The 15,880-nt window shown below is 42.9% G+C and carries 15 protein-coding genes; 13 read left to right on the forward strand and 2 right to left on the reverse strand.

Annotation, left to right across the window (positions count from 1 at the left end; genetic code table 11):
- Positions 1-29: 29 nt before the first annotated feature.
- Positions 30-878, reverse strand: coding sequence for an HAD-IIB family hydrolase (locus tag AC1DVK_RS10840; RefSeq protein ID WP_410862002.1), 849 nt, complete (start codon positions 876-878; stop codon positions 30-32).
- Between the two features lie 153 nt (positions 879-1,031).
- Between AC1DVK_RS10840 and AC1DVK_RS10845 the strand changes: the two genes are divergently transcribed.
- Both AC1DVK_RS10845 and AC1DVK_RS10850 read left to right on the forward strand, forming a co-directional pair.
- Positions 1,032-2,021 carry a LacI family DNA-binding transcriptional regulator gene (locus tag AC1DVK_RS10845; protein WP_477626467.1) on the forward strand — a complete coding sequence of 330 codons (990 nt, stop codon included), beginning with the start codon at positions 1,032-1,034 and terminating at the stop codon, positions 2,019-2,021.
- Between the two features lie 509 nt (positions 2,022-2,530).
- A complete protein-coding gene (locus AC1DVK_RS10850) occupies positions 2,531-3,088 on the forward strand; it encodes a hypothetical protein (protein ID WP_427088738.1) in 558 nt (185 codons plus the stop codon).
- A 249-nt stretch (positions 3,089-3,337) separates the two neighbouring features.
- Here the strand turns inward: AC1DVK_RS10850 and AC1DVK_RS10855 are convergent, their stop codons facing one another.
- A complete protein-coding gene (locus AC1DVK_RS10855) occupies positions 3,338-3,850 on the reverse strand; it encodes a GNAT family N-acetyltransferase (protein ID WP_477626501.1) in 513 nt (170 codons plus the stop codon).
- Positions 3,851-4,021: 171 nt separating this feature from the next.
- On the opposite strand from AC1DVK_RS10855, the gene AC1DVK_RS10860 reads away from it, so the two are divergent.
- From AC1DVK_RS10860 to AC1DVK_RS10910, 11 genes are all read left to right on the forward strand, one after another.
- Positions 4,022-5,503, forward strand: coding sequence for a sigma-54 interaction domain-containing protein (locus AC1DVK_RS10860; protein WP_250211700.1), 1,482 nt, complete (start codon positions 4,022-4,024; stop codon positions 5,501-5,503).
- Positions 5,504-5,773: 270 nt separating this feature from the next.
- Positions 5,774-7,216, forward strand: coding sequence for a lysine 2,3-aminomutase (kamA, locus tag AC1DVK_RS10865; RefSeq protein ID WP_061466183.1), 1,443 nt, complete (start codon positions 5,774-5,776; stop codon positions 7,214-7,216).
- Positions 7,217-7,218: 2 nt separating this feature from the next.
- Entirely contained in the window at positions 7,219-7,485 is a 267-nt protein-coding gene (locus AC1DVK_RS10870; protein ID WP_089364105.1) for a YokU family protein, read from the forward strand.
- 65 nt (positions 7,486-7,550) lie between these two features.
- Positions 7,551-8,414 (forward strand): putative beta-lysine N-acetyltransferase, encoded by an 864-nt coding sequence (gene ablB / locus AC1DVK_RS10875; RefSeq protein WP_284469843.1) that lies wholly within the window; start codon positions 7,551-7,553, stop codon positions 8,412-8,414.
- 13 nt (positions 8,415-8,427) lie between these two features.
- Positions 8,428-8,658: a ferredoxin gene (locus AC1DVK_RS10880; RefSeq protein WP_061464616.1), complete on the forward strand. Its 231-nt coding sequence runs from the start codon at positions 8,428-8,430 to the stop codon at positions 8,656-8,658.
- A 91-nt stretch (positions 8,659-8,749) separates the two neighbouring features.
- Positions 8,750-10,117, forward strand: a complete 1,368-nt coding sequence (locus AC1DVK_RS10885; RefSeq protein ID WP_061464615.1) for an aspartate aminotransferase family protein — start codon at positions 8,750-8,752, stop codon at positions 10,115-10,117.
- A 10-nt stretch (positions 10,118-10,127) separates the two neighbouring features.
- The gene (locus AC1DVK_RS10890) at positions 10,128-10,826 is read left to right on the forward strand and encodes a CoA transferase subunit A (RefSeq protein ID WP_061464614.1); all 699 of its coding nucleotides are present in this window, start codon (positions 10,128-10,130) and stop codon (positions 10,824-10,826) included.
- The gene (locus tag AC1DVK_RS10895) at positions 10,811-11,473 is read left to right on the forward strand and encodes a 3-oxoacid CoA-transferase subunit B (RefSeq protein ID WP_089364101.1); all 663 of its coding nucleotides are present in this window, start codon (positions 10,811-10,813) and stop codon (positions 11,471-11,473) included. The genes AC1DVK_RS10890 and AC1DVK_RS10895 overlap by 16 nt, the downstream gene beginning before the upstream one ends.
- 19 nt (positions 11,474-11,492) lie before the next feature.
- Positions 11,493-12,674, forward strand: a complete 1,182-nt coding sequence (locus AC1DVK_RS10900) for a thiolase family protein (RefSeq protein WP_477626468.1) — start codon at positions 11,493-11,495, stop codon at positions 12,672-12,674.
- 11 nt (positions 12,675-12,685) lie between these two features.
- On the forward strand, positions 12,686-14,011 hold the full coding sequence (locus AC1DVK_RS10905; RefSeq protein WP_477626469.1) for a peptidase: 1,326 nt from the start codon (positions 12,686-12,688) through the stop codon (positions 14,009-14,011).
- A 133-nt stretch (positions 14,012-14,144) separates the two neighbouring features.
- Positions 14,145-15,608, forward strand: coding sequence for an amino acid permease (locus AC1DVK_RS10910; protein WP_477626470.1), 1,464 nt, complete (start codon positions 14,145-14,147; stop codon positions 15,606-15,608).
- The last annotated feature ends 272 nt before the right edge of the window (positions 15,609-15,880 follow it).

Consider the following 15,880-nt stretch of genomic DNA (forward strand, 5'->3'; position numbering starts at 1 on the left):
CTCCAACTTCTCACTACTTATACTTCCCCTCAATGATTAATGATTGATTGCAAAGTTCTTAATATTCCTTTAGAGTACGTACCTGTCGCTATTTTAGTATGAGCTTCCTTGGCTTCCTGAGTTGCATTCCCTACCAGATAACCATGTTTAACACTTTTTAACATGAGCAGATCATTTCCGCTATCCCCAAATGCAATGGCATGCTCCCGACTCAGCGCGAATTTGTCTAGCATAAAACGTACAATTTCATTTTTTCCAGTACCTAATGGAATAAAGTCTATATCATAACTATCTTCAGGATCGCCGGCAAGGGGATTACAACGATTAATGTTTACCCCTATCCCGTACTCTTTGGCAACCCTTTGGATGGTGGATAAGTTCTTCTTGTCGACAGATTCATGTTGTATTTGATAATAATAATTTCTTTTGTAGCGTGAAACTCCCATTTGAGTCTGAGGAATCAATGGTATATTGCCGTTATGTAGAACATTATAAATTTCATCGACTTTCCTTTTATTAAATTCTTCGATAGTAATCTGTGAATGCCAATCTGGATCATTTTCCAAAAAATTATTTTCTGAGAAATAGGTGATTTCGGTACCTAAGTCACTGGCAATAAAATGCGGGAAAAATCTGAAGCCACCTTGTTCCATTTTATGTAATATTGATTCGATACTACTTCCAGTGACCCAGCCAAAGACAAGTTCTCCATCGTGACTTTTTGCCTCTAAGTAACTTTCAAGTTCATATAAATCTTTCTGTCTCTCGTGACTCATGGAGTGAGGATAATAGGTTTCATCAAAATCACAGAATACAATATATTTTGGGTCTTCAACATTTGGCAGCAACTGAAACCCGCCCTTTTTATTCAATAACATAACAACCCCTCCATTAGCTAAAAATATCCGCTTCAATAACATGTAAAAATGCAACTCAGAAAAATTTGGTAATATGTGATATGTGAGGAACGGTTTAATAATAACTTCTGAAATCGATAACATGTCAACCACTTATTACAAGGATGTGATCAAATGACTAAAATTAGCGAAATAGCCAAGATGTGCAATGTCTCTAAAACAACGGTATCTAGAGTCTTGAATAATCATCCATATGTATCAAAAGAAAAAAGGGAACAAATCTTAAAGGTCATTGAAGAACTTGATTATGCACCAAGTTCACTTGCCCGGAATTTTAGGACAAATAAAACCCAAACCATTGCACTATCAGTCCCAAGATTCGATCATCCATTCTTTGCCCATTTGGTTAAAGGGGTATCTCTGGCAGCATTGGAAAATGATTATAAAGTTCTTATTTTTCAAACCTTTTATGATTCGAAAAATGAATTGGATGTTATGGAAAAATTAAAGAATCGAGAAGTAGATGGAGTTATTTTAGGAGCGTTAGAAAATGAATGGAATCTAATAAAGCCTTATTTGAAATACGGCCCAATTTTATTGTGTAATGAATACCACCATTTCGCCCCTATACCAATTATTGGTTATGATGAGTCGGAAGCGACATACCAAGCTGTTAATCATTTAATAAAAAAAGGCCATAAAAAGATAGGTTTTTGTTACGATACTTCGTATAGTCAGGCCCAGAGTCAAAGAAAAGAGGGGTTTTTAAAAGCGTTAGCGGATAATAATTTACTACACAATGAAGATTGGATATTTGGACATGGTTTTAATATTGAAGATGGATTCCGTATTTGTGATGAAATCTTTAAATTAAAAGAAAAACCCACTGCCTTATTTACTGGAAATGATCAAGTTGCAGCAGGAATTATTAAAAGGGCAACTACGTTGGATTATAAAATACCGGAATACCTAGCTATAGTTGGTTATGATAATCAATCAATTTGCCAAGTCACAACCCCCACCATAACCACAATCGATATACCAATTATGGAACTGGGACAACGCTCTGTCATAGAGTTAATAAAATATTTAAATAATGATTTGGAAGTAAAGCGCGACGTTATTAAATTACCTACCAAACTTAAAATTAGGGAATCAACCTAACCTTCATATACCTTTATATTAAACTCTAAAGGTGCGGAGTTCCAATTATATGTACGTTGACAAGATAGGATGTAATCCGTCCTACACTGAATTAATTCGACAAACCCCGGGAATAATTCGACTTTCCCGGGAAATAATTCACCTGAACTCGGCATAATTCGACTTACCGTGTAATAAGCCTACACAAAAATCCTCTATTTAAATAAGGCTCTTTTCGTAAAGATTGTTGTTTTTAAAACGAAACGATTTAAGGTTGATTGGAAGTGCGAGACTCCTGCGGGAGCAGCAGGCGGTGAGCATCTGGAGGGGAAATCAACCACACTGCACTACTTGGTAAATAGCAACAAAGTATGCGAAAACAGCTAAGAATGGAAAACCAATAAATGAGGTTGACAAACTTAATGGTAAACCTAAAAAAGGTTATTACTGGCATTGGCACCCTTATAAGCGAGCTCCGAAAGCTCATGCTTTTTACGGTGGACCCGTCAAATAAACGCAGGGGGTAAACAATGAACAATTACGAAAAGTTATATAAACAATACCTATATAGGCAAGATGAATTATCGTTAACTAAGGAACAGGTCGTTGACCGTATTTTATCTAAATTTAAAGCCAGAGAATTTTCAAAAAAAGAAGTGCTAGATTTAGTCAATGATGACCAATTAGAATACTCTAAGATTTTCACGTGTCTTGTTATAGATGATCCATCGGTGTTAAATAAACTGTTTTCAAACGAAGAAAGACGATACCACAAGGAACAAGTCCTGGATAATCACGAAAATCCGATTAATGAGAAAAAAATAAAAAAAATCGAATGGGATTACAACCATTTACTATTAGATGAACAAGAAGGTAGAAGAATCGATATATTCTTCGAAAGCAAAGATGGCAAATACATTTCGGAGTTTATTGTAAGAGACCAGTGTGAGAAATTGAATGGTTATTTAAATGCGTTGATTGTAGGTTCACTTATTCAAAGGGGCGTCGCAGAGTATCCAACTGACATTTCAGATGAGTATTTTCAATATTACTTAAAAAATTTAGAACAATTTGGATTCTTGAATTAATAAATATCGGGTTTACTTACTTAATTAATAACTCAAGCGTTTTCCAAGAAATCAAACAAAAAGAGCTAAAAATATATTTAAATGCCCAGTCTCCCTTATTTATAGAGAGAGTGGGCTTTTGTCACTCTATTGAATGGACTTCTATGTTTGTAATTGAAAATTTTGACAAACTTTTAACTGGTTGAGTTTAATTCAATACAATCCAAATTTCTTTCATTTACTACTATCCTAAGGGTAATGGGGCCATTGTCAGATAAGTTCCAAGCACCAGTCATTGCAACGCATAAAGCTCCCTGGAGGGTATTCGAATTCACATTCGGAGGTAAGCTTGAAGTCAAGCTTGCGGCAAATTGCATTTGACGCATCATTATGGATTGAGGGGAATGCGTGAATGTATTTGTATTTTCGTTCGGCTTTTATTTTCTCTATCAGTGCCTTCACAGCATGGGAAGCAATCCCTTTTCCCTGAAATGAAGGGAGGACACTCCAACCGATTTCGTACACATTTTCATCGTTCCGCACTGTTTGCCAGTAGCCAACGGAACCGACTGCTTCAGCCTCTGGAAACGAGATGATGCTAAACATGCATCCCTTCTCCCCAATCTGCAGATACCGTTGATGGCGTTTCAGGATTTGTTCATTACCTTCAGGTCCGCCAAGATATTCCATCATTTCTGGGGCATTTAGTTGAAAAAGTAATTCCAGGTCTTTATCTTCCCACGGTTTAATTTCTATTTTCGTTTCTTTGCTTCGTTCTGAAATCCGAATCCCCCCTATATTTTATATTTTCTTATATAACCTTCTTGGCTTAATGCGAGATTCCTTTTTTTGACCTTATTATTCTATTGCCTTTATGTTGAAGTTTTAATCTTATAAGAATAAAGGGATGAATGCTTCCCATTAAATGCTATAATTTACAGGTGATTCTATCAAATGACAGAGAACGGAGATGAAGAAATGAAATCTTCAGTAAATCAGTTTTCCACTCAATTTGAATGGATATTGAATGTGATTAATGTGGGTGTCCATATCGTGAATAAGGATGGGGATACGGTATTCTATAATGAAATGATGGCACATATTGACGGGCTTGATCGTGAACAGGTGCTGGGGGAGAATATTTTTCAGCTTTATCCATCATTGACTGATGAATCCAGTACGCTGCATGTAGCATTGGAAAAAGGCATGGAAACGAATGAGTCCATTCAGACATATGTCAATTTAAAAGAGAAAAAAATAACGTCCATCAATAGTACGTATCCTTTATATGAGGATGGTGAAATTACTGGGGCAGTGGAAATCGCAAAGGATATTACGAAGGTCATGAATATGTACGACCAAATTGTCGATTTACGTTCCCAGCTGGCAGAGACCCATAAGAAAAATAAGTTTTCTGAAGGGACGGCGACCTATCATTTTAGTGATTTGATCGGTACTAGCCCTGCTTTTCAGCAAGCCATATCATTGGCGAAAAAAGCGGCCCGTACACATTCCCCAGTCATGATTTATGGACCTACAGGGACAGGGAAGGAGCTGGTCGCGCAAAGTATACATAATGTAAGTGCTCAGCGAAATCAACCGTTCATTGCGCAAAATTGTGCGGCTGTTCCAAAGGAATTGATGGAGGGTCTTCTGTTCGGCACGACGAAAGGGGCTTTCACCGGAGCGATGGATCGCATGGGCATTTTTGAACAGGCAAATGGCGGTACCCTTTTCCTTGATGAGTTGAATAGTCTCGACCTCGGTCTGCAGGCAAAATTGCTGCGGGTGCTTCAGGAAGGCGAGGTGCGCCGTGTTGGGGGTTCGAAGGAGCAAAAGGTTAATGTGAAGATCATTGCTGCAATGAACATTTCTCCAGAAGAGGCGTTGGAGCGGGGAATCATTCGCTCGGATTTATTTTTTCGCCTGAATGTCGTGACGATCCAAATGCCTTCACTTCTGGAGCGTAAAACGGATATTCCGGAAATCGTCAATCACTTTATTCAAAAATTCAACAAATCATTTTTTACGGAAGTGCGCGGGATCAGTCATAAGGCGATGCAGAGGCTTCTTCAATATCCATGGCCCGGGAACATTCGTGAACTGGGACATGCCATAGAGTTAACCTTTAATGTCATGGACGCAGGGGAAGATATGATTGATGAACATCATCTTCCTGCCTATCTTTTTCCTTCTGGAAATTACGCTGCATCAAATGCGCAGAACCATCCTTCCCCATTGAAAAATAAGATTGATTTACCTGTCGTTCTTGAAGAAATGGAAAGGGAAATGATCATCAATATGTTTGAGAAATATAACGGGAATATCAGCAAAACGGCTGAAGCCCTCAATATTAAAAGACAGGGACTGCAATATAAGTTAAATAAGTATGGCATTGAAAAAGTTTATTCGGCAGGATCAAAGGAATCGAAATAAATTGAGGTTTTTTGAAAACGCTGTCACTTCCTTAATGATGATGTACCTTGAAGAGGGCTCTCGTGTGTCGAGGCCCTCTTTTTTTGAATTTTCTGCTTAGTGCAAATAATCTGGCTGCAAAAAAATATGCGTAATGAAAAATATCTTGCGGTTTTAAGGTAGGTTTACCCCCTTTTGCTTACGTTTTCCTTGATTTGAATGTTGGCATCATTCTTGCGAGTATATATTTATAAGTTCTTAGAATAAGGGGAGGTAATTTAAATGAATTTGATGGGAATTGATGTAAAAAATAAAGAATACCTTGGTGGACGCAGGCATTATAATGATATCGAATTGTGGAAGGACGTAACGGAAGAGCAGTGGAATGATTGGATCTGGCAATTGACCAATACGATTAAAACACTGGATGATTTGAAAAAGGTCGTCAATTTGACACCGGATGAAGAGGAAGGAGTCCGGATTTCGACTCAAACGATTCCATTGAACATTACGCCTTATTATGCATCTTTGATGAATCCTGATGATCCTCGCTGTCCGATTCGTTTACAGTCGGTACCGCTTTCGGCAGAAATGAACAAGACTAGATATGATTTGGAGGATCCGCTGCATGAGGATGAGGATTCCCCTGTTCCAGGATTGACACATCGTTATCCGGATCGCGTTCTATTCCTTGTGACGAACCAATGCTCCATGTACTGCCGGTATTGTACACGACGCCGTTTTTCAGGTCAGGTAGGCATGGGTGTTCCCAAGAAGCAGCTGGATGGGGCGATTGAATATATCCGGAATACCCCGGAAGTAAGGGACGTGTTGATCTCTGGAGGAGACGGCCTGTTGATCAATGATAAGATCCTTGAATACGTATTGAGTAACTTACGTGCCATCCCGCATGTGGAAATCATTCGGATCGGCACACGTGCACCGGTCGTTTTCCCGCAGAGGATTACAGAAAATTTATGCAATATTCTGAAGAAATACCATCCGATTTGGTTAAATACACATTTCAATCATTCACTTGAACTGACGGATGAAGCGAAAAAAGCATGTGACATGCTGTCGATGGCAGGGGTGCCGCTTGGTAATCAGGCTGTTATCCTGGCTGGTATCAACGATAGTGTACATATCATGAAAAAGCTTATGCATGACTGTGTTAAAGCAAGGGTAAGGCCTTATTACATTTATCAATGTGATCTATCTGAAGGGATCGGGCATTTCAGGGCGCCGGTTTCAAAAGGACTGGAAATCATTGAAGCGCTGCGCGGCCATACATCAGGATATGCGGTGCCAACCTTTGTGGTGGATGCACCTGGCGGAGGCGGAAAGATTGCCTTGACTCCGAATTACCTGCTTTCTCAAAGTCCGGATAAAGTCGTTTTACGGAACTTTGAAGGAGTGATCACAAGTTATCCGGAGCCGAAGAATTATGTTGCCGGCAGTGCGGATGCTTACTTTGATGAAGTGTATGGTACTGAGGACAGGAAAGAAGCTGTCGGGATTTCCGCTCTCATGACGGACGAGAAATTCAACTTGGTGCCAGAGGGCCTTCGCCGTCTTGATAAGAGAAAAGCGTATGAAAGCACTGGTGAACATGCATCATTGAAGGATCGCCGTGATAAACGGGACGAAATGAAGGAAAAATTAAGGAAAGCCCAAGAAAAAAAGAACGCCTTGGTCGGAAGCGGCTCGGTGAATTCTGAAGGCAAGGGGGAATAAAGATGGATTGCCTCTGGTGTAATGCCCCTAACGTAGAAGAAAGCGAAAAGAAGGATTGTTACTGGATCATGCCTGATGGGAAACGCTCAATAAGGGTCCTTCAAGTTCCAGCCTTGAACTGTCCGGAATGTGGAATCTATGTGTCTGATTCGATGAATCAAAAGGTTGATGAAGCCTTATCTATATATGATGTGAGTGAATACCCTGATGAGTTTACGTATGATCAGCTTCTTCAGGCACCCGTTAAGAAATTATTCAATTGGAAATAGAATGCCGGGAGAAGCGGATGATATGCATCTCTTCTCCCGAATTCTTTAAATAAGGGGGATACATAATGCCTGTTCAAAAACTGCCTTTTTTCACCCAGGTGGAGACTGGGGAATGTTATACGATGGAGCTCTATCATGATCATTCCAATCAGCGCTTGCGCATGGATGATTATCGGGGAGATATCAAAAAAGCAATTGCTCGGGCGCTTGTCATCGCAAAGGAGCAGGGCTTTACTAAAGTGATACTTAAAGCCAGGAATGAAGATTTATCTGTGGCATTGGGTCAAGGATTCATGCTGGAAGGAATATTGAGCAGGTATTTCAAAGGGAATGATGCCTATTGCATGGCCTTCTATTTAACGGATGAAAGGCGAACAAGCGATTTTTGGATCAAGGAAGATAAAGTCATCCAAGATGTCAGTCAGATTCCTAGACTGATTGAATCCCAGCAAATGCCTGAGAATTACATCCTACGGTTTGCTACGGAGGAAGATGCACAAGAGCTGGCGAATTTATATGGTGCCATCTTTGAAACCTATCCTACACCGATGAATGATGAGCGATATATCAAGAAAGTGATGGAGGAAGGTACGATCTTCAGTGTTATCGAATATGAAGGAACCATCGTGAGCGCTGCATCCGCGGAAGTGAATGAGATGTATCATAATGCTGAATTAACAGACTGTGCAACAATCCCCCATCATCGAAAGCATGGTTTCATGAAGGTACTCATCTCTGCATTGGAACAAGAATTGATCAGGAAAAATATATATTGTTCATATTCATTGGCACGATCATTGTCAATGGGCATGAATGCCGTCTTTCACCAGCTGGGATATGAATATGGCGGCAGATTAACGAAGAATTGCAATATTTGGGATAAGTATGAGGACATGAATATTTGGGGTAAAGATTTATCCGTCAAATAGGAGGATTGTTTCTATGGCTAAGTACACATGGGTTGATAAAGAAACCTGCATTGCGTGCGGGGCATGCGGTTCAACAGGTCCTGAAATTTATGACTATGACGATCAAGGGATCGCTTTCGTGATCTTGGACGATAATCAGGGGATTGCCGAAGTTCCGGAGATCCTGCATGATGACATGCAGGATGCAATGGAAGGCTGCCCTACAGAATCCATCCTGATTCAGGATGAACCTTTTAGCTGGTAAACTTGGTTTCTTATAATTTTTTCAAATTAGGAACTTAATTGATTAATAGAAAAAATGTACAGTGGGTACAACGTTAAAGAGGAGAGATGACATGACACGCAATCATTTGATTAAGCCTACTCTAGATCATGACTATCCCACTATCTCTCATGGGAATGGAATTTATCTTTATGATATAGATGGAAATCAGTATATAGACGGATCATCAGGTGCGGTTACAGCGAGTATCGGCCATGGTGTATTAGAGGTTGTCGAGGCAATGAAGGAGCAGGCCCGCAAAGTTTCTTTTGCATATAGATCCCATTTTACGAGTGAAGCCGCTGAGGCATTAGCCAAGAAGCTAAGTGAGTTGGCTCCAGGGGATTTGAATTGGTCATTTTTCGTGAATAGTGGATCGGAAGCGACCGAAACGGCGATGAAGATAGCGATTCAACATTGGCAAGAAAAAGGATATGAGCGAAAAAATCGCATTGTCTCCAGATGGACGAGTTATCACGGGATTACGATGGGCGCTTTATCGATGTCAGGTCATGTACCAAGGAGAAAACGTTTTGTTCCGCTATTGGAGGATTTCCCTAGCATATCTGCTCCCTACTGTTATCGCTGTCCGTATAATAGTGAACCTTCCAGCTGCAAGCTTCAGTGTGCAGATGAACTGGAGACAGCCATCCAAAGGGTCGGCTCCGAGAATATCGCAGCCTTCATCGCCGAACCCATCATCGGGGCATCCGCCGGGGCTGTAACACCGCCGGATGGCTACTATCAAAGGATTAAGGAAATCTGCGAAAGCTATGACATTCTCTTTATCGCCGATGAGGTAATGACGGGAATCGGCCGGACAGGAAAAATGTTCGCGATGGAACACTGGGGAGTCACCCCGGATATCATCGCCTTGGGTAAAGGAATGAGCGCGGGCTATACTCCAATGGCCGCCACAATGATTAGTGACCGTGTCATGGAGCCCATTTTAAAAGGCTCGAATTCAATCATGGCCGGCCATACATATAGTGCAAACCCTTTATCTGCCGCCGTTTCATTGGAAGTGCTTACCTACCTTGAGGGAAATGACCTGGTTCAGGCGGCTGAGGAGAAAGGTCAATACCTGTTTAAGAAGCTCCAAGGGCTGGCTAAGAAATTCGATATCATTGGGGATGTACGAGGGAAAGGGCTTCTCCTTGGACTTGAGTTTGTCTCCAATCGGATTTCAAAAACGCCATTCGACATGCAAGTCGGCCTTACTACAAGGCTTGTCAATAAGGCTTTTGCGAAGGGGTTGTTGATCTATCCTGCTGCAGGTGCGATTGAAGGAATTGCCGGTGATGCGGTTATCCTATCTCCGCCATTAGTCATTACGAATGAAGAAATCGATCGCCTCGTCAAGATATTGGAAGCTTCCCTTGAAGAGTTGCAGCATGAATTGCACTCGGAGGGTTTGATTGAGGACATGCAGGCTATTTAGGAGGAACGGTATGAAGCAGGCCATTACGAAGAATAACAAAATAGTGACAATCGAAGAAGCACTGGAGCATATTTCCGATGGCTGCACACTCATGTATGGTGGGTTTGGCGGAGTGGGGACTCCCCCCACGCTTGTACAGGGTATCCTTGCCAAGGGAGTCAAGGAACTGACTTTGATTGGCAATGATACTGGATTCCCTGATATCGGCATTGGCCGGCTTGTGACTGCTGAAAGGGCAAAGAAAGTCATCGCCTCACATATCGGATCCAATCCTAATGCAGGCAGGCTCATGACTGAAGGAAAGCTGCAAGTGGAATTTTCACCGCAAGGGACATTAGCTGAACGGATCCGTGCTGGCGGTGTAGGCCTAGGCGGGATTTTTGTCGATGTCGGGATTGGCACGATAGCCGAAGAAGGCAAGGACAAGATTGTTATAGAAGGAAAAGAATTTTTGGTGGAAACCGCTTTGACCTCTGAAGTCAGCATCGTCCATGCTAAAAAGGCAGATTCGCTTGGGAATTTGGTGTACGACAAGACTGCGTGTAACTTCAATCCGCTGGTAGCGATGGCAGGTGCCTTCACGATTGCGGAAGTGGAAGAAATCGTTCCTGTAGGTGAATTGGATCCTGAGTGCATTGCCACACCAGGCATTTATGTAGATATGGTGATTCCGACAAAAGGGGTGAATTGGAAATGGGCATGGCAGTAGATGTACGAAATCGCATCGCGAAACGCGCCGCCAAGGAAATCCATGACGGCTTGATCGTCAATTTAGGCATCGGCATCCCTACCTTGGTGGCCGACCATATACCTCAAGATATCCATGTGCTGTTCCATGCGGAAAATGGGGTTCTCGGTACAGGTCCAAGTCCGGATCAGGGGAAAGAAGATCCTGCTCTCTGTAACGCAGGAGGGTTCCCGATCACTACTGTAATGGGAGCTTCATATTTTGACAGTGCAACAGCATTTGGAATGATCAGGAAAGGATACATCGACATCACCATCCTTGGAGCCTTGGAAGTCAGTGAAAAGGGGGACTTGGCTAATTGGATCGTCCCAGGTAAGCGAGTACCGGGGATGGGCGGGGCGATGGAGCTTGCCCAGAAGGCCAAAAAGGTGATCGTCTTGATGAATCACGTGAACAAGCAGGGTGAATCGAAGATATTGAAGACATGTACGCTTCCATTGACGGCAAGGCAGAGTGTGGATTTGATCATTACGGATATGGCTGTCATGGAAGTTACGGAAGAGGGTTTGGTACTGAAGGAAGTCATGGCGCCATATACGGTGGATGATGTGATAAGGAATACAGAGGCGACGCTGAAAATCGGGGCTACTGTAAACAGCATTGAATAGGTAAGAGGAGGAAAAAAGCATGAATGAGGTTGTCATCGTTGCTGGGGCGCGAACTGCAGTTGGATCCTTTGGTAAATCACTCCGGAATGTTAATGCTACCGAATTGGGCCGTCAAGTATTGGAAGGTCTAATGGAGAATTCCGGGTTAAGTAAAGATAAGGTCAATGAAGTGATTTTCGGGCATGGCTATGTCCATGGAGGCGGCCTTAACTCGGCCCGAATTTCGTCGCAGATGGCAAATTTCCCGTACAGTGTCCCAGGGCACGTTGTAATCAAAGCATGTGGATCAGGTTTAAAGGCCATTACCAACGCTGCTTTAACTATCGCTGCTGGTCAAGAGGACGTGATCATTGCCGGCGGAGTGGAGAGCATGAGCAATGTGCCTTATATCGTGAAAAATAGATGGGGCGGTAAATTTGGAAACGTAACGATGGAGGATGCTCTGCTGGCAGATGGATTAATATGTTCCTTGGGAAATGAGCATATGGGAATAACAGCCGAGCGCCTGGCTGAAATATACGGCATCCGTCGTGAAGAACAGGATCAATTTGCTTATCAAAGCCACAAGAAGGCTTGGAAAGCTATGGAAGAGGGTCGCTTTGAGCGAGAAATTATTCCGCTTAAAATCAAGGATCGAAAAGGTCTTCAAATCTTTAACCATGACGAAGGGGTACGCGAGGACATTCATCTGAGTCAGCTAGCCAGTCTTTCAGCAGTATTCAAAAATGAAGGAACCATTACAGCAGGAAATGCCTGTCCCATGAATGATGGAGCGGCAGCTTTACTATTAATGTCCAAACAGCAAGCAGAAAAAGAGGGATTAAAACCGCTCTTGAAAATCAAGGCTTTCGCCAGTGCAGGTGTTGAACCTGGAGTTATGGGGATTGGACCTGTACCAGCGACTCGAAAGGCATTGGAGAAAGCAGGTCTATCGTTAGAGGATATCGGACTGATTGAACTTAATGAAGCCTTTGCTGCCCAAGCACTTGCAGTGATCAAGGAATTAGATTTGAATCCGGATATCGTCAATGTCAATGGAGGGGCAATTGCACTTGGTCACCCTGTAGGAGCAACAGGTGCAAAATTAACAGTCACACTGATGCATGAAATGTTGCGTTCACAAGTTAAGTACGGAATGGTAACGTTGTGTATGGCAGGTGGAATGGGACTTTCAGTAATCTATCAGAATATGTGTGAATAAGGAGGATAAAAGTGCCGGATATAAAAAAACGGATAAACCAATGGATCAAGGATTATCGGGAAGAAGGAACAGACCTATTGCAAAAAATGGTACAAGCCCCGAGTACGCAAGGAAATGAAGCAGGGGCACAAGCCATTGTCGCCCAGAAGCTTCAGGAAATGGGTTTGCAGATCGATAGTTGGGAACCTGACGGCGGCGAGCTGAAAAAGCATTCTTATTTCTATTCTCCACGCAGTGAATTTTCCAACAGCCCCAATGTGGTAGGTATCATGAAAGGGACTGGAGGCGGCCGTTCCATCATTTTGAACGGACACATCGATGTGGTTCCGGATGGGGACCGGGAGCAGTGGGACGACGACCCATATAGTGGAGCCATTAAGAATGGAAGAATGTTTGGTCGCGGTGTAACCGATATGAAAGGTGGAAATGTATCGCTGATCCTTGCGATGCAGGCATTGAAGGAAAATGGCATCCAATTAAAAGGAGATGTCATTTTTCAAAGTGTGATTGAAGAAGAAAGCGGCGGGGCCGGAACATTAGCGGCCGTCCTGAGGGGATATAAAGCAGATGCTGCCCTTATTCCTGAACCGACGAATATGAGGATTTTTCCGAAACAGCAGGGTTCGATGTGGTTCCGGGTCCATGTAAAAGGGCGGTCAGCCCATGGCGGAACAAGGTATGAAGGCGTTAGTGCCATTGAAAAAAGCATGACCGTCATCAATCATATTCGTGCCTTGGAAGAAAAGCGAAATGCACGTATCAGTGATCCGCTTTATCAAAACACGCCCATTCCGATTCCAATCAATCTAGGTGTCATTGAAGGCGGTAATTGGCCGTCATCCGTTCCCGACCTTGTGAAAATCGAAGGGAGGATGGGCGTTGCGCCGGAGGAAACGATGGAGCAGGCGAAGGAAGAAATGGCCGACTGGTTATTGCAGCTGAAAGAAGTGGACGAATGGTTCAAGGAAAATCCGCCGGTATTGGAATGGTTCGGGGCACGTTGGGTTCCAGGGGCAATTGATGTGGAACATGAACTGATGAATGCGCTTGTCCATCAATTTCGTCGGGTTGCAGGACAGGATCCGGTAATCGAGGCCTCTCCGTGGGGAACTGATGGGGGATTGCTGACACATGTCGGTGAAACGCCTGCAATCGTGTTCGGGCCTGGAGTAACCGAGGTTGCTCACTATCCAAATGAATACATCCTACTCGACAATGTGTTTTCGGCAGCGGAGATCATCGCCCTTACCTTAATTCAATGGTGTGGAATGGACATTGAGCAGGATGAGGTTATTCCGGCTGGGAATAGGCTGACGATACCAGGCAATGGCAATTAAACCGGATACTAGCCTACCCAGTAAAGCCTGATATATCATGATATCCCTTAGTTCGCATATAGTCTTCCGAAAAAGCGATTGTTGGAGACTATATAAATCTTTTAACTTTAATAGAAAATGAGGTAGGAACCATATGGACATGAATCTCATTGAAAATCAAGAACCGACAGTTAAAAGGAAACTGAAAGCAAGGCATATGACCATGATTGCCATAGGCGGTTCAATCGGAACCGGATTATTCCTGGCAAGCGGGGCAACCATCCAAAGCGCAGGGCCCGGTGGTGCCCTCGCTGCATATGCATGCATTGGGATCATGGTTTATTTCCTTATGACAAGCTTAGGGGAAATGGCGACATATATGCCTGTATCGGGATCATTTTCCACCTACGCCACACGCTTTGTAGATCCCGCATTCGGCTTTGCACTTGGCTGGAATTATTGGTTTAACTGGGCAGTCACCCTTGCCGTGGAAATAGCCGCAGCAGCCATCATCATGAAATTCTGGCTCCCTGATGTACCCAGCCTCTTATGGAGTGCATTATTTCTAGGAATCGTCTTCACCCTCAACGCCCTATCCATTAAAAGCTATGGTGAATCTGAATATTGGTTTGCTTTAATAAAAGTCGTCGCGATCATTTTCTTTATCATTATTGGATTATTGACCATCTTAGGGGTTTTTGGCGGAAAGGTGATCGGGTTCGAAAACTTCACCATGGGTGAGGCACCATTCAAGGGAGGGTTTTTATCGATCATCTCAATCTTTCTAATAGCCGGCTTTTCCTTTCAAGGCACGGAACTAGTTGGTATTGCTGCCGGTGAAAGTGAGAATCCCGAAAAAAATGTCCCGAATGCGATCCGCCAAGTATTTTGGCGCATCCTATTGTTTTACATCGGGGCCATCCTGATACTAGGCCTATTAATTCCTTATACAAGTCCAAGTTTGCTGAACGGGGATGTGGAAAATATTTCTGTAAGCCCTTTCACGCTTGTGTTTGAACGCGCAGGATTTGCATTCGCGGCATCCGTCATGAATGCTGTCGTATTGACTTCCTTACTATCCGCAGGGAACTCGGGGCTTTATGCTTCAACGCGGATGTTATGGTCGATGGCGAAAGATAACCAAGCTCCCAAATTCCTTGCTAAAGTCAACCGCAGGGGAATCCCGATGAATGCTTTGATTCTCACGGCATTAATTGGCGGGCTAGCCTTCTTGACCTCCATTTTTGGGGATCACGTATTTACATGGCTATTGAACGCATCGGGGCTAACCGGCTTTATCGCCTGGATTGGAATAGCCATAAGCCATTATCGCTTTAGACGCGCCTACGTCGCACAGGGCGGTGACATAAACGAATTGAAATATAAAGCAAAATGGTTTCCATTCGGTCCGATTCTTTCATTCGTCCTTTGCATGGGTGTCATTGCAGGGCAGAACTATGAAGCATTCCTAAGCGGCAGCATCGACTGGTATGGCGTCGCTGTCTCCTATATCGGACTGCCGCTATTCCTGGCGATTTGGCTAGGATACAAGATTTATCATAAGACCAAATTAATTTCATTGAAAGATTGTCAATTTGACAAATCAGATGTGGCTTGATATGAATGAAAAAACCTGAGACCCCTTGGAGGACTCAGGTTTTTTTCATGAAGATTTGTATCGAAACCCAATTATATCTGCGAAAAACGGAATATATCTGCGAAAATCCAATTATATCTGCGATAACCGGAATATATCTGCGAAAACCCAATTATATCTACGAAAATCGAATTATATCTGCGAAAATCCAATTATATCTACGAAACGGCAATTATCTCATCTCAAATGATTTTTTTATAGCTGAATAATTGGGGAAGTGGTGCAATACTATT

Source organism: Peribacillus sp. P4_B1 (genome assembly GCF_056402395.1).

Bases quoted from the DNA above. Each gene is read 5' to 3' on its own strand.
- AC1DVK_RS10870 (WP_089364105.1), top strand. From the start codon at position 7,219: ATGGATTGCCTCTGGTGTAATGCCCCTAACGTAGAAGAAAGCGAAAAG.
- AC1DVK_RS10860 (WP_250211700.1), top strand. From the start codon at position 4,022: ATGACAGAGAACGGAGATGAAGAAATGAAATCTTCAGTAAATCAGTTT.
- AC1DVK_RS10890 (WP_061464614.1), top strand. From the start codon at position 10,128: ATGAAGCAGGCCATTACGAAGAATAACAAAATAGTGACAATCGAAGAA.
- kamA (WP_061466183.1), top strand. From the start codon at position 5,774: ATGGGAATTGATGTAAAAAATAAAGAATACCTTGGTGGACGCAGGCAT.
- ablB (WP_284469843.1), top strand. From the start codon at position 7,551: ATGCCTGTTCAAAAACTGCCTTTTTTCACCCAGGTGGAGACTGGGGAA.
- AC1DVK_RS10880 (WP_061464616.1), top strand. From the start codon at position 8,428: ATGGCTAAGTACACATGGGTTGATAAAGAAACCTGCATTGCGTGCGGG.
- AC1DVK_RS10840 (WP_410862002.1), bottom strand. From the start codon at position 878: ATGTTATTGAATAAAAAGGGCGGGTTTCAGTTGCTGCCAAATGTTGAA.
- AC1DVK_RS10910 (WP_477626470.1), top strand. From the start codon at position 14,145: ATGGACATGAATCTCATTGAAAATCAAGAACCGACAGTTAAAAGGAAA.
- AC1DVK_RS10845 (WP_477626467.1), top strand. From the start codon at position 1,032: ATGACTAAAATTAGCGAAATAGCCAAGATGTGCAATGTCTCTAAAACA.
- AC1DVK_RS10885 (WP_061464615.1), top strand. From the start codon at position 8,750: ATGACACGCAATCATTTGATTAAGCCTACTCTAGATCATGACTATCCC.
- AC1DVK_RS10850 (WP_427088738.1), top strand. From the start codon at position 2,531: ATGAACAATTACGAAAAGTTATATAAACAATACCTATATAGGCAAGAT.
- AC1DVK_RS10900 (WP_477626468.1), top strand. From the start codon at position 11,493: ATGAATGAGGTTGTCATCGTTGCTGGGGCGCGAACTGCAGTTGGATCC.
- AC1DVK_RS10895 (WP_089364101.1), top strand. From the start codon at position 10,811: ATGGGCATGGCAGTAGATGTACGAAATCGCATCGCGAAACGCGCCGCC.